The sequence below is a fragment of the Arthrobacter sp. SLBN-100 genome (assembly GCF_006715305.1).
GTDB lineage: Bacteria > Actinomycetota > Actinomycetes > Actinomycetales > Micrococcaceae > Arthrobacter.
Window position 1 is genome coordinate 2,754,352 of record NZ_VFMY01000001.1, and the last position, 19,073, is coordinate 2,773,424.

General features: G+C 64.5%; 16 protein-coding genes. 4 read left to right on the forward strand and 12 right to left on the reverse strand.

Annotation, left to right across the window (positions count from 1 at the left end):
* Nucleotides 1-116: 116 nt before the first annotated feature.
* A complete protein-coding gene (locus FBY31_RS12765; RefSeq protein WP_142041403.1) occupies nt 117-1,442 on the forward strand; it encodes an ATP-binding protein in 1,326 nt (441 codons plus the stop codon).
* Between the two features lie 17 nt (nt 1,443-1,459).
* On the forward strand, nt 1,460-2,719 hold the full coding sequence (locus FBY31_RS12770) for a low temperature requirement protein A (RefSeq protein WP_142041406.1): 1,260 nt from the start codon (nt 1,460-1,462) through the stop codon (nt 2,717-2,719).
* On the opposite strand, the gene FBY31_RS12775 is transcribed toward FBY31_RS12770, so the two are convergent.
* The 5 genes from FBY31_RS12775 to FBY31_RS12795 all read right to left on the reverse strand — a co-directional run bounded on the left by FBY31_RS12775 (nt 2,697) and on the right by FBY31_RS12795 (nt 11,226).
* Complete coding sequence (locus FBY31_RS12775) at nt 2,697-3,344, reverse strand: HD domain-containing protein (RefSeq protein WP_142041408.1); 648 nt, start codon at nt 3,342-3,344, stop codon at nt 2,697-2,699. The two genes, FBY31_RS12770 and FBY31_RS12775, sit on opposite strands and share 23 nt — an antisense overlap.
* A gap of 9 nt (nt 3,345-3,353) precedes the next feature.
* Nucleotides 3,354-4,235, reverse strand: a complete 882-nt coding sequence (gene gluQRS, locus FBY31_RS12780; RefSeq protein ID WP_142041411.1) for a tRNA glutamyl-Q(34) synthetase GluQRS — start codon at nt 4,233-4,235, stop codon at nt 3,354-3,356.
* 110 nt (nt 4,236-4,345) lie between these two features.
* A complete protein-coding gene (locus tag FBY31_RS12785) occupies nt 4,346-7,483 on the reverse strand; it encodes an efflux RND transporter permease subunit (RefSeq protein ID WP_142041414.1) in 3,138 nt (1,045 codons plus the stop codon).
* Between the two features lie 6 nt (nt 7,484-7,489).
* The gene (locus tag FBY31_RS12790; RefSeq protein ID WP_235013046.1) at nt 7,490-7,948 is read right to left on the reverse strand and encodes a hypothetical protein; all 459 of its coding nucleotides are present in this window, start codon (nt 7,946-7,948) and stop codon (nt 7,490-7,492) included.
* Nucleotides 7,945-11,226: an efflux RND transporter permease subunit gene (locus FBY31_RS12795; RefSeq protein WP_142041417.1), complete on the reverse strand. Its 3,282-nt coding sequence runs from the start codon at nt 11,224-11,226 to the stop codon at nt 7,945-7,947. The genes FBY31_RS12790 and FBY31_RS12795 overlap by 4 nt, the downstream gene beginning before the upstream one ends.
* 253 nt (nt 11,227-11,479) lie before the next feature.
* Between FBY31_RS12795 and FBY31_RS12800 the strand changes: the two genes are divergently transcribed.
* Nucleotides 11,480-12,154 (forward strand): response regulator transcription factor, encoded by a 675-nt coding sequence (locus FBY31_RS12800; protein WP_142041420.1) that lies wholly within the window; start codon nt 11,480-11,482, stop codon nt 12,152-12,154.
* 37 nt (nt 12,155-12,191) lie between these two features.
* Here FBY31_RS12800 and FBY31_RS12805 read toward each other — a convergent pair whose 3' ends face one another.
* The gene (locus tag FBY31_RS12805; protein WP_142041423.1) at nt 12,192-12,647 is read right to left on the reverse strand and encodes an Lrp/AsnC family transcriptional regulator; all 456 of its coding nucleotides are present in this window, start codon (nt 12,645-12,647) and stop codon (nt 12,192-12,194) included.
* Nucleotides 12,648-12,752: 105 nt separating this feature from the next.
* Here FBY31_RS12805 and FBY31_RS12810 point away from each other — a divergent pair, with 105 nt between their 5' ends.
* On the forward strand, nt 12,753-13,391 hold the full coding sequence (locus FBY31_RS12810; protein ID WP_142041425.1) for a LysE family translocator: 639 nt from the start codon (nt 12,753-12,755) through the stop codon (nt 13,389-13,391).
* A gap of 5 nt (nt 13,392-13,396) precedes the next feature.
* Here the strand turns inward: FBY31_RS12810 and FBY31_RS12815 are convergent, their stop codons facing one another.
* The 6 genes from FBY31_RS12815 to FBY31_RS12840 form a co-directional block, all read right to left on the reverse strand.
* Nucleotides 13,397-14,374: a hypothetical protein gene (locus FBY31_RS12815; protein ID WP_142041428.1), complete on the reverse strand. Its 978-nt coding sequence runs from the start codon at nt 14,372-14,374 to the stop codon at nt 13,397-13,399.
* Between the two features lie 56 nt (nt 14,375-14,430).
* Nucleotides 14,431-14,808, reverse strand: a complete 378-nt coding sequence (locus tag FBY31_RS12820; RefSeq protein WP_142041431.1) for a nuclear transport factor 2 family protein — start codon at nt 14,806-14,808, stop codon at nt 14,431-14,433.
* A gap of 39 nt (nt 14,809-14,847) precedes the next feature.
* Nucleotides 14,848-15,351, reverse strand: a complete 504-nt coding sequence (locus FBY31_RS12825; protein ID WP_142041434.1) for a DUF456 domain-containing protein — start codon at nt 15,349-15,351, stop codon at nt 14,848-14,850.
* Nucleotides 15,352-15,450: 99 nt separating this feature from the next.
* The gene (locus FBY31_RS12830; protein ID WP_142041437.1) at nt 15,451-16,650 is read right to left on the reverse strand and encodes an NAD(P)-dependent malic enzyme; all 1,200 of its coding nucleotides are present in this window, start codon (nt 16,648-16,650) and stop codon (nt 15,451-15,453) included.
* A 279-nt stretch (nt 16,651-16,929) separates the two neighbouring features.
* Nucleotides 16,930-17,538, reverse strand: a complete 609-nt coding sequence (locus FBY31_RS12835) for a TetR/AcrR family transcriptional regulator (RefSeq protein ID WP_142041440.1) — start codon at nt 17,536-17,538, stop codon at nt 16,930-16,932.
* Nucleotides 17,539-17,675: 137 nt separating this feature from the next.
* The gene (locus FBY31_RS12840; protein ID WP_142041443.1) at nt 17,676-18,962 is read right to left on the reverse strand and encodes an MFS transporter; all 1,287 of its coding nucleotides are present in this window, start codon (nt 18,960-18,962) and stop codon (nt 17,676-17,678) included.
* Between the last annotated feature and the right edge of the window lie 111 nt (nt 18,963-19,073).

The window sequence follows — 19,073 nt, forward strand, 5'->3', positions numbered from 1 at the left end:
GCATTGGTGCTGCGTCATGCAAACGCATTCGCAACCCGGTGCGGCGCCCGGTTCGCATATGCTTCGCTGAGTAGCTCACGCTGGCTCAAGGACGAACCACCACAGGAGTAATGCTGATGACCAACTGGCGGATCAGGGACTTTCACTCATCGGACCTCGACGGGATCCTGCACCTATGGGAGACCCTCAAGTCGCACAACGTCGAGCCGGTCTATGCCCTCTCCGAAGTCCTCGCGTCCTGCGAAAAGGACCATGCCGTGGTGGCGGTGCAGGGCGAACAGGTGGTGGGCGCCGCCGTCGGACGCGCCGCGCACGACCAAGGCTGGATCGTCTTCCTCGCCACCCTGCCCGAATATCGCGGCCGCGGCATCGGCACCTCGCTGCTGGCCGCCGTCGAAAACCGGATGGCGCCGCACGGGCTGAACAAGCTCTCGGCACTGATGCCCGAATCCGAAACCCGGGTGGAAGCTTTCCTGGGCCGCGGCTTCGCGCTGAAGAAAAACCTGCGCTACTTCGAACGGACCATCCCCGTCCAGCGGCAGGAACTCGGCGCACTCGGCCAGCTCGGCGGGCGCGTCCTGGCCCGCGACCTGTGGGAAAACGTGGCGGGGATGCGCAAGGAAAAGGAACTGCTCGAACGCCGCCTGGTCCTGCCGCTCGCCGAAGCGGACCTGGCCGACGAGTTCGGCGTCGTCCCGCCGCGCGCCGTGGTGCTCTTCGGCCCGCCCGGCACCGGCAAGACTACCTTCGCCAAGGCGATTGCGTCCCGGCTGGAATGGCCCTTCGTCGAAGTCTTCCCCTCCCGGCTCGCCGCCGATCCCCAAGGCCTGGCAGGAGCGCTGCGCGAGACGTTCCTGGAAATCGCCGAACTGGAGCACGCAGTGGTGTTCATCGACGAGGTGGAGGAGATCGCCTCCCAGCGCTCCGGCGAGCCGCCGTCGCCGCTGCAGGGCGTCACCAACGAACTGCTCAAGATCATCCCCGCCTTCCGCGAACAGCCCGGCCGGCTGCTGGTCTGCGCCACCAACTTCATCCGGGCACTGGACACCGCCTTCCTGCGTCACGGCAGGTTTGATTACGTCATCCCCATCGGGCTTCCGGACCGGCAGGCCCGGGAAGCCATGTGGCAGCGCTTCATCCCTGCCCCGGTTGTGGACGCCGTGGACGTGGAGCTGCTCGTGGAACGCACCGAGGGATTCTCCCCGGCGGACATCGAGTACGCCGCACGCAGCGCCTCCCAGCGTGCGCTGGAGAACGTTGTTTACGGCAAGGACAGCGACGGCGGGCTGGCTTCCGGCGGCACGGTTTCGGTTCGGGAAGCGGTGCGGAAGGGGCCCTCCACCCAGGACTACCTGGACGCCATCGCTGAAACCCGGACCACTGTCAGCGCGGAAGTGCACCAAGAGTTCCTGGAGGACATCGACGCCTTGGGCCGGGTGTAGGCAGTAACGTTTCACGCATGTCCTCCAATCCCCTCCGGCACGCGATGGCGCGCATGGGCGGCCGCGACCCGCATGAGAAACACCGGGCTGCCACACCGCTGGAACTGTTTTTCGACCTGACGTTTGTGATCGCGTTTGGCGTGGCCGGCAGCCAGTTTGCCCACGAAGTGGCCGAAGCGCACTTCGTTCCGGGCCTGCTGGGGTTCTCCTTCGCGATGTTCGCGGTGATCTGGGCGTGGATCAACTTCACGTGGTTCGCCAGCGCCTATGACACTGACGACTGGATCTTCCGCGTGGTTACCATGATCCAAATCGTGGGGGTCCTGATCCTCACCATGGGCATTGAGCCGTTGTTCCATTCCCTGGTGGAGGGCAAGCACGTGGACAACGCGGTGATTGTTGGCGGCTACGTGATCATGCGGCTCGCGCTGGTCGCCCAATGGCTGCGGGCGGCGCGGCAGGATCCGGCCGGCCGCGACACCTGCCTGCGCTACGCCAAGTACCTGGTGGTGGTGCAGCTCGGGTGGATTGCGGTGCTTTTCATCGAGGCCGACGTCCTCACCACCTTCTTTATGATCCTGCCGTTGATCGTGCTGGAGATGGCCACCCCTTACGCCGCTGAGCGCAAGGCACGCACCCCATGGCACGCCCACCACATTGCCGAGCGGTACGGGCTCCTGGCCATCATTGCCCTGGGTGAATGCCTCATTGGCGCCATCGAAACGCTCCGCGCCATCGTGGCGAACCACGGCTGGAGCGTCGATGCCGCGCTGGTGGGCTTCGGCGGAACGGCCCTGGCCTTCGGCATGTGGTGGATCTACTTTCTGCTGCCCGCCGGACGGGCGCTCCACTTGCGCAGGCACAGGTCGTTCCTCTTCGGCTACGGCCATATTCCCATCTTCGCCGCGATTGCGGCCACGGGCGCAGGGCTTCACGTGGCCGCCTATTACATCGACCACGAGGCGCAGATCAGCGCAGCAGCGGCGGTAGCCACCATTGCGGTTCCGGTGGCACTGTTCAAGGGCTCGCTGACCTGGCTGTACAGCGTGATGCTTGGTCCGGACCGGACCGTCATCACCGTCGCCGTTGGGGTGCTGACAGCGCTGGCCGCATCAGTCGGCCTGGCCGCGGCCGGAGTCTCCGTCCCGGTATGCCTGCTGGTGATTGTGCTGGCGCTTGGCGCTTCCATCGTTATTGATGAGCGCCGCGGTTCGGAGCGGCTCCATCACGCCCTGGAAAGGCTGGAAACGGAAACTAACGCTCCTCAGCAGTCCTAGCATCAGGCACGGCCGCGGCGGCGGCGTCCGTTTCCCCGTAGGACAGGTTCTCGTAGTCCGTGGTGTCTTCCTCGTCCAAACGGTCATCCAGCTCCTCCAGCAGCCATGGATTCACGCGCGCGAGGATTTTGCGGATTTCCTCCACTTCGACGGCGGCGTACAGCACCGGCCGGGCGTCGCGGTATTTCGTGACGGGCGGCTTGTCCGGCCACTTCTCGGCCAGCGCCTGCACGCGTTCCGGCAGTGAGTTGTGGGCATTGTCCGCAATTTTGACCAGGGCAGCATCATGATGTTGGGCGATTTCGCGGATCCCGGCCTGGTAGTCATCCGGGTTGCTGTGCAGCCGGTTGGTGACGCGTTCAATGATCTCCACGGCCCGCTCGGAGACGCCCATCTCCAGCAGGGCCTGCCGGGTCATCGGCGTGTCCTCGGCAATATCGTGGAGGTAGCCGGCGATGCGGATGTCGTCGTCGAAGTCAGCCAAGGCGTCGCCTACCGCCAGCACGTGGTCCTTGTAGGGGCGCTTGAGCTTGTCCTTCTGGCGGTTGTGGGCCACCTCCGCCAGAACCCTCGCGGTGTCGGGCGTAAAACTGCTGGCGGCGGGAGGAATGAAGGAGTCTGACATGCCTCAAGCCTACGGGCCGCGCCAAACCCACGGTTCCCTGGGCAGAGCCGACGGATCGAAAGCAGGCAATGCCCGCTCCAGCGGACCGGCCGGAAGTCCAAGGGAACCCAGCAGCAGGTCCCGGACTGCAGGTGCGCTGGTGCCCGCCGTCGCAAGGTCAGCGAGGGTGACGGCACCATCGCGCTTCGCCAGCCGGACGCCGTCGTAATTTACCACCAAGGGAACATGCGCATATTCCGGAGAAGGAATACTCAGCAGCGACGCAAGGTAGGCCTGCCGTGGGGTAGACGGCAGAAGATCATCACCACGGACCACCTGGTCGATGCCCTGCTCGGCATCATCCACTACCACTGCAAGGTTGTAGGCGGTGACTCCATCATTACGGCGCAGCACGAAGTCGTCCACCACTCCGGTGAACTCCCCGTGCAGGACGTCGCTCACCGTGTACTCCACGGCTTCAGCGCGAAGCCGGATCGCAGCGGGCCTGGTGGAGCGCTTGAATTCCAGTTCAGCGGGCCCGAGATTCCGGCACGTTCCCGGGTACGCACCCTGCGGGGCATGCGGAGCGGATGGTGCCTCCTGGATTTCGCGGCGGGTGCAGAAACACTCGTAGGTGAGGCCTGCAGCCTCCAACCGGGAGATGGCCCCGGCATAGAGGGCGCCGCGGGCAGTCTGGCGCACCACGTCCCCGTCCCACGTCACGCCGACAGCAGCGAGGTCGCGGAGCTGCACGGCTTCTGCGCCGGCCCTCGCGCGGTCAAGGTCTTCCACGCGGAGCAGGAACTTCCGGCCTGTGGAGTGGGCGAACAACCAGGCAAGGATCGCCGTCCGCAAGTTCCCTACGTGGAGTTCCCCGGAAGGGCTGGGCGCGAAACGGCCGGCGGAATTCATGGTTCAACACTATGCGGGAGCAGTGTCGCACCGGGACAACACAAGGGCCCCCTCAGCTACCGATGGCTTCGGACATCCGACGCCGGTAGTTCAGGGGCCCTTTGCCGTGTTTAAACAGATGCCGGAACCGGAGCAGCAGGAGGGGAGGCCTTGGACCGCGGTTTTCCGAAACGCAGGTACAGGGAGGGCAGAATGAACAGGTTGAGGAGCGTTGAGGACACCAGCCCGCCAACGATGACCACAGCCATGGGATGTTCGATCTCATGGCCGGGAATGGTGCCCATGATGATCAGCGGCACCAGGGCCAGTCCGGTGGCGAGCGTCGTCATCAGAATGGGTGAGAGCCGTTCCCCTGCACCGCGCAACACCAGTTCGGGCCCGAACTTTTCGTTCTCGTATTTCTCAAGGTGCTGGCAGTGGCTGATGAGGAGGATGCCGTTGCGCGCCGCGATGCCCAGGACCGTCAGGAACCCTACGATCGAACCGAGCGAGAGAACGCCGCCGCTGAGGTAGGCCGCGAGCATGCCGCCAACGAGCGCAACAGGAAGCGTGAACATGATCAGGGCGGCCAGCCGCCAGCTGCCGAATGAGGCCTGGAGCAGCAGGAAAATGACCAGGAGAGCCCCCGCCGCAAAGATCAGGAGCTGCCGGGTGGCCGCTTCACGTTCCGCGAACTCCCCCAGGACCTCAGCGTGGTAGCCGGCGGGAAAGTCCACCTCGGCGAGCTCTTGCTGCAGTTTCGTCACCAAGGCACCCAGGTCACCGTCCGAAGCGGCATTCGCGCTGATGTCGATCCTGCGTGAGTTGTTGTTCCGGTCAATGACGCCGGGAGTTGCGTTGACGGTTACTTCAGCGACCTCCGCGAGCCGGACCGGTACTCCGGACGGAGTATCGATGGGCAGGTTGCCGATGCTGGTCACGTCGGAACGGGTCTCCGGAGGACTCCAGACACGGACGTCGAAGACCTTGCCGTCCCGCCACAGGTCGCCCACTTCCTCGCTGGCAACCATCGCTGCCGCAGCCCGCCGGACGTCGCCGGGCTTGATGCCGTGACGCTTTGCCGCCTCGAGGTTCACCGTAACGTCCACCTGTGGAACGTTCACCTGCAGCGACACGTGCTCCTCCACGGCCTCATCGATCCCTCCCATTACCTCCTCGACTTCCTTGGCCAGTTCACGCAAGGTTTCAAGATCGTCGCCGTATACCCGGACTACGACTGCGTCACCTTGACCCGTAAGCACCTCCCGGATCCGCTCCTTCAAGTAGGTCTGTACGTCGCGGTGGATCCCTGGATAGCCGTCCACTACTTCCTGCACGGCTGCCAGAGTCTTGTCGTAGTCGGCGGAGGGATCCACGCTGATCCAGTTCTCGCCGAAGTTCACCCCCACTACCTCATCTGCGGCCAGCGCCTGCCCGATATGGGCACCGCAGTTCAACACTCCCTCTACGGCCAGCAATTCTTTGCAGGCACGTTCGCTGATACGGACCTCCTCGGCCAGGGAAGTGCCCGGTTGAGTCACCCAGTGCATGAGGAAGTCGCGTTCCTTGAACGACGGCAACAGCGCCTGGCCCAGCAACGGTGCCACCAGGACCCCGGAGAGAGTCAGCGCGGTGAAAGCCAGGTAGCCAGGCCCTGGGCGGCGGACCACCCTGGACATCAGGGAGTGGTAGCGGCGCTTCAGGACCCGGACCAGCGGCGGGTCCCGCGGGTCCAGCGGTGCCTTGCGCAGGAAGATGAGCGCAAGGGCTGGAGTGACCGTGAGTGCCACCAGCATCGAGGCGAAGACGGCCAACGTATAGGCGCTGGCCAGTGGACGGAAAAAGGCCCCGGTCAGTCCTTCAAGGAAGAAGATCGGTACCGCGGCAACAACAATGATGAGCGTGGCGTACACGATCGGTCCGCGAACCTCCATTGATGCTTCGAGGACAACTGAGGCAGTGGAGCGGCTGCTGCCGCTTTCGCGATGCTGTCTTAGCCGCCTGATGATGTTTTCAATATCGATGATGGCGTCATCCACCACTACGCCCACGGCGATCACCAGGCCAGCCAGCACCATGGTGTTCACGGTGCTGCCGGTCATCATAATGACCACGCCGGCCGTAATCAGGGACAAAGGGATGGCAATCAGGCTGATAAGGGCTGTCCGCCACTGGAAAAGGAACGCCCCCAGCACCATCATGACCAACACGATGCCCAGCAAGAGTGCCAGACTCAGGTTTTCCAGCGACTGTTCTATGAAGGTCGCCGGCCTGAAAATGGCGGTGTCGACGTCGATCCCGGAAAGTGCCGGCGCCATCTGCTCCAGCGCCGCCTCCACTCCCTTGGTCACTTCGAGGGTGTTGCCCCAGGGCAGCTTCTCCACGATGAGCATCAGGCCTTCGCCGTCGTTGATGACTGCGTCACCGATCAGGGGGTTATGGTCCATCACGACGTCGGCCACGTCGCCCAGCCGCAGGGGGATCCCGTCGCGTTCCAGGATAGTTATCTTGGCAAGATCCTCTGGCTTGTGGATGGGCAGGATGTGCGAGATGCCAACGCTCTGGTTTGGAGTTTCGACAACTCCGCCGGCGCCTACCACGTTGCCGGATGTGTGCTTCAGCAGCCCGGCGTGCATGGCGTCATTGGTGGTTGCCATCACCTGCTGAAGGGACACCTTTTCAGCCAGCAGCCGGTCAGGCCTGACGCGCACCTGGAGCGTTTCCTTCCGTTCACCCCAGATCGCAACGTTAGCCACCCCGGGGACGGAGAGAAGGTGCGCACGCAGCTTGTAGTGGGTCAGCATGGACAGCTCGATCAGGCTGTGCTCCTTCGAGGACAGGCCAATTTTCATGACCCGGCTCGTTGAGGACAATGGCTGCAGCATCACCGGCGGTGTGGCCCAGCTGGGAAGCGACGGCGTGACCGTTGCGACTCTTTCCGAGACCAGCTGCCGCGCTTTCAGCAGATCAGTACCGGGGTCGAAAATCATCAGAACCGAGGAGAGCTGGGAAACAGACTTTGACCTCAGTTCGTCCAGCCCCTCCAAGCCGTTGAGCGCGTCCTCCAGCGGAACCGTGACCAGCTCCTCGACTTCCGCGGCGGTCAGGCCCAGGGCGGCGGTCTGGATTTCCACCCGGGGCGGTGCGAACTCGGGAAACACATCCACTGACGCTGAGCTGATCTGGACAGCGCCAACCATCATGATTGCGACGGCGAGCGCTACCACCACCGACCGGAACTTGAGGCTGAACCCAATGAGCTTGCGCATAACAGGTCAGTGCGCCGTATCCAGCTCGGCACCCAAAAGCTCGGCCGCCCCTACCGTCACGATTGTGGTCCCAGCCTGGGGCCCGCTTGCCAGCTTCACGGTGGATCCCTCGATCCGCTCAACCGCTACGGGAGCCCGGACGAAGACCAGCGGCTCCGGGTTGGTGTAGACCCAGGTGCCGCCGCTCGCGTCATAGATCAGCGCCGAGTAGGGAACCTGGAGCTTACCCTCAAGCGCCTCCACCGCGCCTGAAGTGATTCCGAGCCGTTCTGCAGCTTTATCGGTCAGGGTGATGCGGCTGACTTCCTGCCCTTCAACCTCCTCAAGGGTGGCCGCTTCCAGCCCCGTCGCGGCCGGAGCCGCTTCAGAGACTTCCCCGCACGCGGCCACAGGGCCACCAATCAGGCAAGCCATGACCAGGACGCCGCACAGGCGGCGCTTCATAGACACGTTCGCAGTGGTCATGACACTTCCGTTCTTTCAGGGAGGCCCGCAGCACCGGCGGGGCCTTGTGGCTTCAGTGGATCCTCATCCTCCGGGGCGCCGGTGCCAAAAAGGATCAGGAGGGCTGGCAGGACAATCAGGACAAGCAGTGCGAGTGTTACCAGCCCGCCCCATATGACAATGGCCAAGGGCAGGATCGTTTCCCTGCCAACAGCTCCCCCGAGTACCACCAGGGGGATCAGGAATGCCGCGCTGACAACCGCAGCAATCAGGAGAGGAACCAGCCGTTCCTGGGCTGCCTGCAAAATGGCGGAGCGCGAACCGCCCCGCACCTGGGATTCCTCCCGCACCTCCGCAGCTACTGGAGTGCTGGCCGTGAGTGGGGACTGGGCACGTCGGACCAGCAGGATGGAGTCCCGCACAGCCATTCCCAGCAGCGCCGCGAAGGCAAGGAGAGTCGCCAGGGAGCCGATGCCGCCAGTGAGGAACGCGCCCAAAACGCCGCCTGCAAGGGCCAGGGGCAGCGCCAGGAATACAACCAAGGCCACCCGCCAGCTACCCACCGCGGTCTGGAGGAGGACCAGGATGCCGAGCAGGGCTGCTCCCGCGACGGCCCAAACGAGTTGCAGCGTGTTCTGTTGCTCCGAGTACTGGGACGGCACCTGGGCGTGGTATTCCATGGGGAAATCGAGGTCGGCCAGGCCGGCGGTGACATCTGATGTGATGTCCCCTACGGACCTGCCGTCCACCTGGGCCACCACATCTATATGGCGTGAAGTGTCGGTGTGCGTTATGACCGACTCGTGTGGCTTTACCCGCACGTCTGCGATTTCACTGAGCCGCACATGGCCGCCGCCCGGCTTATCGATCAGCAACTCCTGGACGCTTGTGAGGCTCGAGCTGGTGGCAGGAGTTCCCTTCACCACCACCTGGAACACTTTCTGCTGCTCGAACAGGAAACCCACATCCACTCCCTGCAGCAGGGTGGCTGCTGCACGCCGCACATCACCCGGCTTCACGCCGGCCTGTTGTGCCTTGTCCAGGTCAACCTCAATCTCTGCGATGGGTTGGAGCCGGGGCAGGGACAACTGCGGGTCAACCAAGCCGTCGGTGGTGGACATCATGTCCCTGACGTTTTCCGCGGTTTGACGCAGGACCTCGGGATCCACCCCGAATACCCTGACCGAAAACTCATGCTGTGACCGGCTGCGCTCAACATCGAGCCGGTTCTGGCCGTAGGTGGCCACACTGCCGCTGATCCCGGGGTAGCCCGCCACGACTTCATTGACCGCGTCCGCCACACTGGAGTAATCAGCATCCGCCTCCATGGTGACCCAGAGTTCCCCTGAATTCGGACCCACCACCCGGTCCGAGGTGATGGCGCGACCTACGTGTCCGCCCACGTTCGCCACTCCCGGTATGTTCGTCAATTCCTTGCTGGCAAGGGCCGATATCCGGCTCATCTCGCCGTTCGACGTTCCCGCCAACCCATCCCACTGCACCAGCAGGATCCGGTCCTGAAGTGCAGTTACCGAAGGCTGGCCGGCGGCAAGGAGCGGAATTCCGGCTACCGCAGCTACCGCAAGCACAGCGCCTGCTGCCAACACCCACCGGGATTTCGCGGCGGCGCGTTCGGCCGCGGTCCGGATACCTGATCTGAGTTTGCCGGGGAGCTGCGGTGAGCGCTCCTCGCCGGCCATGAACGTGAGGGCCAAAGCCGGGGTCAGGAGCCAGGCGATGAGCAGAGCGACGGCGAGTGCCACCAGGAAGGACAGAACCAGGGGAACGAAAAGGGCTCGGTTTACCCCCGTGAGGAAAAGCACCGGCAGCAGGACGAGCGCCATGGTGAGCCCGGCAAAGACAACTGCATTGCGGGTCTGCTGCAGGGCGGCGGAGATCAGCATCAGCCTTGGCTCAGCCTTCAGCTCCGGCCCGCTCGAACCGTCTTCCGCGGTCCCCCCGTCCCTGACTTCAGCGGTATTTCCCGCCGCCCGCCGGACGGAAACAGAGGCGGAAAGCTCCCGCCGCTGTCGTAGCCCGTTCAGGTCGGTCACAAGGTCGGTCACAACCACAACCAACGCCAGAACCAGTCCGGCGAAGACCACAATATTCAGCCCGATTCCCAGCACCGACAGCGTGAGGAAAGCGGCCGCGCTGGATACTGCCAGGACAATCAATCCCACAAGGGCCATCCGCCAGGATTTGAAGAACAATCCCAAAAGGAGGGCAGCCAGCAACAGGCCGGCAAGGAAGCCCGTACCCAGGTTCTGCATCGAGGACTCAAGGAAGGACGCAGGCCGGTACACGCTGGTGTCGACGTTGATTCCCGAAAGGCCTGGTTTCAGGTCCTCCAGGGCCGCTTCCAGCGCTGCCGTGATCTCAGCCGTGTTGGCCTCAGGAAACTTTTCAATCACCAGCATGAGGGCGGGGTCCTCATCCACCACTGCGTCGCCAATGAGTGGCTGGTGATGCTCCCGCACTGTTGCCACGTCGCCCAGAACCAGCGGCGGGCCTGTCACGTTCTCGATGCTGACCTGCGCCAGGTCGCTGGGGGTGGTGATCGGCAGGACATGCTGGATGCCAAGGCGCTGGTTCTCGGTCTCCAGGAAACCGCCTGTTCCCGGTGTTGAAGCCTGGAGGAACGTCAAGGGTGATACCCATACTGCGTTACCCGTTGTCCGGATGACCTGGTTCAGTGTTACCCCGCTGGCCTGGAGCGCTTGCGGGTCCACTTCGACCTGCATTTGCTGCTCGCGCTGGCCCCAGATGGAAAGATTCGCAACTCCTGGGACACCCATCAGGCGTGGCTTGATATTCCATCTCGCAAGGACGGACATGTCGATGAGCGGAACTTCCGAGGACGAGAGCCTGACCATCATCACCCTGCTGGTGGAGGACTTCGGCTGCATCAGGACCGGGGGCGTGGAAACCTTGGGCAGTGAATGGGCCTGTACCAGGCGTTCGGCAACGAGCTGGCGCGCGCGCGGCAGGTCAGTCCCCGGTTCGAAAAGCAGTTGGATGGAGGAAAGGCCTGGGACGGACTGCGACCGGATCTCGTCCAGGTAGGCGACGCCGTTGAGGAAGTCCACTTCCATCGGGGAAGTAATGAATTGTTCGACTTCAAGGGCGGACAGTCCCAGGGCCTCGGTTTGGATCTCCACCTGGGCGGGTTCGAATTCAGGCAACGCGTCTACGGAGGACCTGGGAAAGTACCAGAACCCCATCGCAATTATTCCAGCGGCCAACGCCAGGATCAGCAGTCGGAATTGGAAACTCCATCTAGCTAACAATGCGGTCATTGTGCGTCCAACCTGCGAATGGGGGCCTTTGGTCAACAGTTATCTAAGCTTCCCGCGGAGCGGAACCGGCAAACAGTCCCCAACTTAGTTAGGCGAACCCCCAAAATAGGGGGCCACCGGACCCGGGAAGGGGGACCTTCGGCCTATACATCGAGTGCTCCCGGGGCGGAAAATTCTCCCTAACGGACGTGCTGGGACCGCCTACTTAATGCGCGGCTATTCGCGTATGATCCGATGATTGGGGGTGTCAGCAATGACGGCAGAAGCTGTTGATGGCGGCGTAGCCATAATCAGTGTCCTGGTTATTGATGACCACACTTCGTTTGCCGAATTACTGACATTGGCAATTGATCACGAGCCCGACCTGCAAGGCCTGGGCTTCGCAAAAAATGCATCGGCGGGACTGCGCATGTGCCGGAATCTCCAGCCGGACGTCGTGGTCATGAGCTGGGGCCAGCCGGAAGGCCTGGGCCCGGCAATGGCTGCAGAGATTATGGCCGCATCGCCGGGAACGCACGTGGTGATGCTGGTCAGCGAGCCCACGAGCGAGGGCCTGGCCCAGGCGGCCGCTGCAGGTGCATCCGCCTTCCTTGCCAAGGGCACGCCCCTGATTGCTCTCCTGGGTACGGTCCGGCATTCCCACTCGGGGATCATCGAGGTTGATCCGCAGATCCTGGCTGCCTTCGCGCCGCAGGTCCAGCCCCCCGGCCAAGCCTCGGCTGTGCCTTTGTTGACCAGACGGCAGATGGACGTGCTGAAACTTATGGCGGAAGGCAAGGACGTCCGGTCGAACGCGAAAACCTTGGGAATCTCCCAAAACACCTGCCGGGGCTATGTAAAAGCCATTCACTCCCGGCTGGGCGTCCACTCGCAACTCGAAGCCGTGGTGATGGCCCGCCAGTTGGGCCTCCTTGCCGCCGGCCGATAATGCTGGCCTGGCGGCTGAAACCCAGCGCAGCCCCCGCCTATACGGGCGGGCCGGCGTTGGACTTCAGGCTCTTCATCACCAGCGTGGACGTCAGGCGCTCGACGCCGGGCAGGGAAGTGAGTTCCGCGTCGTAGAAGCGCTGGTAGGCGGGCAGGTCCTCGGCAATGACCTTCAGCAGGTAGTCGGGGGAACCGAAGAGCCGCTGGGCTTCGACAATGTTGGGGTTCTCCGCCACCCGGTTTTCGAAGACCTCCATCGTCGCACGATCCACCTGGCGCAGGGTGACAAACACGATTGCCTCAAAACCCAGCCCCACGGCCGAGGGATCAATGTCCGCCCGGTAGCCCCGGATCACGCCTGACTGCTCCAGGTCACGCAGCCGCCGATGGCACGGCGCCACCGTCAAACCCACCTTGGCGGCCAACGCCGTAGCGGTCATCCGCCCGTCCTCTTTGAGGTAGCGCAATATACTTCTGTCAATGTGGTCGATCACGCAAAAACCTTACCCTGCTGGCCTGATATTGAGCGAAAAGGGACAGCACTTCTGCCGCCAAAGTATCTAGGGTTTGTCCTGACGCACCCAGTGGCAGGAGAAAGAATGAACCCGGAGCTGTTTTTGGCCTTTGTGCTGGTGGCCGCCGCCCTCGCGTGTACACCCGGCGTGGACTGGGCGTACTCCATCGCCGCCGGGCTCAGGCAGCGGAGCTTTGTGCCGGCGGTGGCAGGGCTCTGCGGCGGATATGTCCTCCACACGGTCCTGCTGGTGGCGGGACTGGCCGCCCTGCTCACGGGAATGCCCGGAGTCCTGGGCTGGATCACCCTGGCCGGCGCGGCATACCTGATGTGGCTCGGCATCAGTACGCTCCGTTCCTGGCGCGGCGCCAGCTTCACGGCCGGTGCCGGCAGCGTGGGCAGCACCCGGCTCCGCACGTTCCTCCACGGCATGGGAACCAGCGGAATCAACCCCAAGGGGCTGCTCTTCTACGTGGCACTGGTCCCCCAGTTCGTGAGCACCGATGCATCCCTTCCCGTGCCGGTACAGTCCGGCCTGCTCGGCATGACGTTTGTGCTGCTCGCGGGCCTTGTGTACACCGCCGTCGCCTTGCTCTCGCGCACCCTGCTGCAGAGCCGGCCCGGAGCCGCCCGCGTGGTGACCCTTGCCAGCGGAGTGATCATGGTGGTGCTGGGCGCGGTGCTGCTCGGCGAGCAGCTGCTGCCGGTTCTGGCGGCGGCGTAGGGCCATTACTCGTCGCTGAGCTTCTTCCAGTCCTGTTCCCAGATCCGGCGCATTTCCTCGTCCTTGCGGATGGGCACGGGCGCGGCGATCTCCTTCTGCGGCACCGGGTCCTCGCGGCGCCGCCCCCAGTCACGCGGGTTGAGCGAGCGTTTGCTGGACTCCAGCACCAGCAGCGCCCGGTCCGTGAGGGCGTCATTCCGCAGCGTCAGGTGGGTCTTGCGCCGGCGCAGGACCTCGGCGAGCGCCTGGTGCGCCGCCTCGAACCGGCCTTCGCGCCGCAGGGCCCGAGCCCGGACCAGAAGGAGCGCGGCGGAGAGATCGTCAGCATTGAGCAGGCCTTCGGTCCAGTCGATGACCGTCCGGCTCCGGCCCAGGGTCAGCGCCAGTGAACAGCGCGCCAAAGCCATGGGGAGCGACGGCGGCAGCCCGGCCAGGGCGTCCAGCGCAGCCTCCGTGCGGCCCGTCTCGCGGAACGAGTGCGCCAGCGCAAGGAATACTGACTCCTCGCTGAACAGGACAGGGATCTCCACGCGCTCGGCGAGTTCGACCCGGGTGACAATCCTGGTGAGGTAAATGGAGGAGTAGCGGTTGGCTTCGTCCTCGTTCCTGGTGGTAAGCCCGCGCTGCAGGAGTTCCGATGCACGCAGGTAACCGCCGTGCTTGTATACGAGCAGCCCGGACATGAGGTAGCAGAGACCGGCCCAGCCAGGGTAGGCGCGGGCCAGCGTGATGAGCCGTTCGGGCTCCCGGCTGGTGAAGACGGCCTCGTGCACTGCCTTGGCCGGCTTGGGCAGCATCCGCTTGAGCCGCGGGATCTCCCCGTCCAAGGAGATCAAGGCCGGGTGGCGCCCCCCGAGCACACCGGTGAGGAGGCCGCCCACTCCCCCCGCGAGGTCATGGACAGGTGTGCGCAACTGGGGCTCGCCGAACGGCGTGAGGTCGCGCCTGTCCCAGTAGATCGGTGCAGGGTCCCCGGCGGTCATCCCTCCATGCTAACCGGGACTTAAGGCCGGTTGGATGCCCGACCGGATAGAGGTTCTCAGCCGCGTTCCATGAACCATTCGGTGAATGCCGAGGCCCGGCCCTCCGGGTCCAGCCTGATGACCCAGAGGTTGTCATACGTGGGCCGGTCACCCGAGTAGGTGGTAACACCCTGGACGAACGCGGTGTCAGCGTCGACGCCCAGCAGCTCCCAGCTGAACGTCCAGTCCACTGGCTCATCCCGGGCTGCGAGCCAGGCCTCGACGATGCCGTCCTGCCCCTTCCAAGCATGCGGGTCGTTGGGCCGTGTTTCGTACACCGCATCCTCGGTGAAGAGGGCACGGATGTCCCCGGGCCGGTTGTTGGTCCATGCCGCCTGGTACTTGTCCATCCAGGCCTGCACGTGCTCCCGTACTGAATTCCGCTCCGTGGTCATGCTGCCGTTCTACGCCCTGCCCCACGTGGCCGCAAGCATTTAGCCGTTTGCGGCCGCGACCCACACGCCGATCACCCAGGTGCTGGCGGCGAGGCAGGCCAGCGCGAATTCTGCGAGCATGCCCAACCCCGTTGCTTTCAGGGCGGCCCAGCTGGAGGTCGCCGCGCTTCCGAGGTTCCGGGTGCGGGCGACTTCGCTGAGCAGCAGGCCTGCCGCGAAGCCCACGAAGAGTCCCACCACGGGGATGATGAACATTCCCACCGCTCCGGCCACCAGCGCGGCCACGATGCTTCGGCTGGGGATGGCGTGTTCTTTCAGCTTCCGGCCTGTGAGGACAGCGCTGGCAGCCATGCCTGCCACCACAAACACCATGGCAACCGCGAATACCACCCAGCCTGCAGTTCCGGCACCGCCCCAGATGGCCCACGCCAGCAAGCTTGCGCCGATGAGGATGCTGCCTGGAAGCACCGGGATGACTGTGCCCGCCACGCCGACCAGAATCGCCAGGCCGCACAGGATGGTCACCACGGTTTCGGAGTTCATGGATCCCAGTCTATGGTTGGCGCCCGCTTAACCCCCGACGGCGGTGCCTCCCGCGCAGGGGAGGCACCGCCGTCGTACATTCCGTCAAGGGAAGCGCAGCTACTCCGCTTCCACCGCGGCAGCGACCGCTGCGGTCACAGCGGGCGCCACGCGCGGATCCAGTGGGCTGGGCACGATGTAGTCCGCGGACAGGTCATCGGCTGCGAGGTCTGCGATAGCGTAGGCTGCCGCAAGCTTCATGGCGGGAGTGATGCGGCGGGCCCCGGCGTCGAGGGCGCCGCGGAATATGCCCGGGAAGGCCAGCACGTTGTTGATCTGGTTGGGGAAGTCGCTGCGGCCGGTGGCCACTACGGCGGCGTACTTCGCTGCGACCTCGGGCAGGACCTCCGGGTCCGGGTTGGAGAGGGCGAAGACGATGGCGTCCTGGTTCATCAGCGCGAGGTGCTCTTCGTCCAGCTTCGAGGAGGAGACGCCGATGAAGACGTCGGCACCGGCGAGGGCTTCCGCCGGGCCTCCTTCCACGCCGCGGGGGTTGCTGCGGCCGGCGATGTCAGCCTTCTTGCTGGCCGGGTCCGCGGCGAGGTCCTTGCGGCCGGCGTTGATGATGCCGCGGGAGTCCAGCAGGACCACGTCGGTGATGCCGGCGGCCAGCAGGATTTCGGCGACGGCGATGCCGGCCGCCCCTGCGCCGGAGACCACCACGCGCAGGCCGTCCAGCTCGCGGCCGGTCACCTTGGCGGCGTTGGTGAGGGCTGCCAGGGTAACGACGGCGGTGCCGTGCTGGTCATCGTGCATCACCGGGCAGTCCAGCGCCTCGATGAGCTTTTCCTCCAGCTCGAAGCAGCGGGGTGCGGAGATGTCCTCGAGGTTGACGGCGCCGAAGCTGGGGCGCAGGCGGACCAGGGTTTCGACGATTTCGTCCACGTCCGTGGTGTCAAGGACCAGCGGAATGGAGTCCAGGTCTCCGAAGGTCTTGAACAGGGCTGACTTGCCCTCCATGACGGGCAGCGAGGCGCTGGCTCCGATGTTGCCCAGGCCCAGCACGGCGGTGCCGTCGCTGACCACAACCACCAGGCGCTCGGCCCACGTGAGGGTGCGGGCCAGTTCTGGCTTGGCGTGGATGGCGCGGCTGACCTCAGCCACTCCGGGAGTGTAGGCGATGGACAGGTCGCGCTTGTTGGACAGCGGGACGGTGCTGGCGATGGAGAGCTTGCCGCCCTGGTGGGCGTCGAAGATCTCGGCTTCGGTCAGCGCGGTGGCGGCGGAGTTGTCGGTAGCTGCAATTGCGTCAATGGACACGTCGTTGTCTCCTGGTGCTCGCCGTGGTCACACGGCACATGGAGCTCAGGCCCAACGGACCTGAGGCATTGGAAGAGGTGCGGCGGATTACCGAGGGGTGGCGGGTCCGTGGGAGCGTCGGGGATGCTCCCTGCTGCTCATTCCCCATGGTAGGCAGCGGAAGGAGGCACCTGGAGACGATTTGACGGCGGCGAGTGATGCTAAAACGCTTTTCCAGCCCCCACTGTGATCCACGCCACGGCAATAAGCCCGATTTAATGGTTAATTGGTCTAGGCCAGTTACGCGCTCTGGTGGAGTGTGTAGCTGCCTCCGGCGACCGGAGCGAGCCGGGCACAGGCCTTTTTGAGGTCTTCCTCGGCCTCGAAGAGGGAGAGCCGGCGGTTCCGGACGGACTGGACCAGACCAGTGACGGTCAACAGGAGCACCCGGGCCGCAACGGCGTCTCCGCAGGCAGTGGAAACCACTTTTTCGCCCAGTGCGTCGATGTCGCGCAGCAGGGTGGTGGTGTCCCGGTCCGGAAGGTACACACCGCGGATCAGGCACTGCTCCACTGCGGGCTGCATCACCCGCATGTGGAAGATCTCCATCACCAGTCCACCCAGGGCGCGGCCCCGGAACCTGGCGGGGGTGGTCCGCCGTGCGACCTGCAGTTCACCGAGCTGGTGCCGGTAGAGCGCGAGCATCAGGTGGGTTGGAGTGGGAAAGTAGCGGTACAGCGTGCCCAGGGGAACATCGGCCTTGGCCGCCACCTCGGTCAGGTCCACGGATTCGAGGCCCTTCCGGGCAAAACCGGCGGCACTGTCCAGGATGCGGGAATAGCGCAGCCGCTGACGCGGGGCTGAGGGCATGGCGGCCATGGGCGGATGATCTGGAAGAGTCTCAGGCATCTGTATTCCGGGTTGAGTTTTGACGGTGCAGCAGCCGGGAGCGTCCCCATCCCGGACCGCCTGCGATCCGGTTCAACTATACGGGAAACCTATGCGGGGTAATTCGTCAGTGGTCTTACTTCCGGCATCCCGGCAGGTCAGCGGACGCCCTTGATCTTCACCACAAAAACAGCCCCGAGCAGGCCGATGACCGCGGCGGTTATGAACAGCGAAATATAGCCGCCCGCATACCTCACAGCCACGAATGCGAGAGTCGGGGCCACCACCTGCGGCAGGGAATTGGCCACGTTGATCACGCCCATGTCCTTCCCGCGGTCCGCCGCCAGGGGCAGGACCTGCGTCAGCAGGGCGAAGTCCACCGCCAGATATGCCCCAAAGCCGATCCCCAGGACGGCGGCCCCCGCCAGGGCTCCAAGCCACACGGGGAAGAACGCCAGGATCAGAGCCGCCAGGGCGATGGTGGCCGAGGAGCCGATCACGAACGGCTTGCGGCGGCCAACCCTGTCGCTCCAGGGGCCGGCCACCACCGCGGTGATCATCACCATGAGCGCGTAGGTGCCGGTGAGGACCAGTACGCCCGCCGGCGGGTCCTCATGCTTCAGGATGTCTCGGAGGAAAAAGAGCAGGTAGACGATGGTCAACTGGTTGCCGACGTTCACCAGGAAGCGGGTAAGCCAGGCCCAGGCAAAATCCGGGTAAAGCCGGGGACTGATCCAAAACCCGCGGAGGAACACCCTTAGCCGGAAGCGCGGCAGGACGCCCTTGTGGAGCACGGGATCGTCCCGGTGGAACAGGTATGGCAGCACCGACAGGAGAAGGGCTGCGGCGCAGAGCCAGTAGCCCACCATGAAGTTGCCGGACACGACGGCGCCGAATACCGCGCCCGTGAGGACGCCAAGCGTCTGGCCCATTGCTGCCAGTCCGCCCACCTTCCCGCGCTGGAGCACCGGCACCCGGTCCGGGACGGCGGCAGTGATTGCGGCGTAGGCGGCATTTGCGCCCAACTGGACCAGGGACCAGAAGAGCACCATCAGAGCTACAGTCGTTGCGCCTGACAGGGCCAGGAGCGCCGCCGTTCCCAGGATGGCACCAGCCAGCACCCAAGGCGACCGGCGACCGAAGCGGGAGGTGGTGCGGTCAGAGAGGGCGCCAAACAATGGATTGGCCACCAGTGACACGGCGGCGCCGCACGCTGTCACAAGGGACAGAATGGCTTCCTTGTTGTCCTCGTCAATGCCGATAGCCTGCTGGCCGATAAAGACGTTGATGGGTCCAAAGAAAGCCGCATTAATGCCAACGTTGACCAGCACCAGGCCGGTGACCCAGCGGGCGGTGACCTTCCGGGTGGGTTCGGCGAGTGCCGCCGTCGTGCCGTCCGCTGCCGCGCCTGGATCCGGCGGTGCGGGTGTGTTGGACAGGCTCATGGCTGGTTCCCCCTGGAACAGTTCGTGATTCTGAAAATCAGACTATCGTGGGCTTCATTGCACCGCTTGTCATACCGCAAACTGCGTTCCAGCGGCGCCCAAAATTCAGGA

Coding starts and splice junctions, on each gene's coding strand:
- FBY31_RS12765 (WP_142041403.1), top strand. CDS start 117: ATGACCAACTGGCGGATCAGGGACTTTCACTCATCGGACCTCGACGGG.
- FBY31_RS12770 (WP_142041406.1), top strand. CDS start 1,460: ATGTCCTCCAATCCCCTCCGGCACGCGATGGCGCGCATGGGCGGCCGC.
- FBY31_RS12775 (WP_142041408.1), bottom strand. CDS start 3,344: ATGTCAGACTCCTTCATTCCTCCCGCCGCCAGCAGTTTTACGCCCGAC.
- gluQRS (WP_142041411.1), bottom strand. CDS start 4,235: ATGAATTCCGCCGGCCGTTTCGCGCCCAGCCCTTCCGGGGAACTCCAC.
- FBY31_RS12785 (WP_142041414.1), bottom strand. CDS start 7,483: ATGCGCAAGCTCATTGGGTTCAGCCTCAAGTTCCGGTCGGTGGTGGTA.
- FBY31_RS12790 (WP_235013046.1), bottom strand. CDS start 7,948: ATGACCACTGCGAACGTGTCTATGAAGCGCCGCCTGTGCGGCGTCCTG.
- FBY31_RS12795 (WP_142041417.1), bottom strand. CDS start 11,226: ATGACCGCATTGTTAGCTAGATGGAGTTTCCAATTCCGACTGCTGATC.
- FBY31_RS12800 (WP_142041420.1), top strand. CDS start 11,480: ATGACGGCAGAAGCTGTTGATGGCGGCGTAGCCATAATCAGTGTCCTG.
- FBY31_RS12810 (WP_142041425.1), top strand. CDS start 12,753: ATGAACCCGGAGCTGTTTTTGGCCTTTGTGCTGGTGGCCGCCGCCCTC.
- FBY31_RS12815 (WP_142041428.1), bottom strand. CDS start 14,374: ATGACCGCCGGGGACCCTGCACCGATCTACTGGGACAGGCGCGACCTC.
- FBY31_RS12820 (WP_142041431.1), bottom strand. CDS start 14,808: ATGACCACGGAGCGGAATTCAGTACGGGAGCACGTGCAGGCCTGGATG.
- FBY31_RS12825 (WP_142041434.1), bottom strand. CDS start 15,351: ATGAACTCCGAAACCGTGGTGACCATCCTGTGCGGCCTGGCGATTCTG.
- FBY31_RS12835 (WP_142041440.1), bottom strand. CDS start 17,538: ATGCCTGAGACTCTTCCAGATCATCCGCCCATGGCCGCCATGCCCTCA.
- FBY31_RS12840 (WP_142041443.1), bottom strand. CDS start 18,962: ATGAGCCTGTCCAACACACCCGCACCGCCGGATCCAGGCGCGGCAGCG.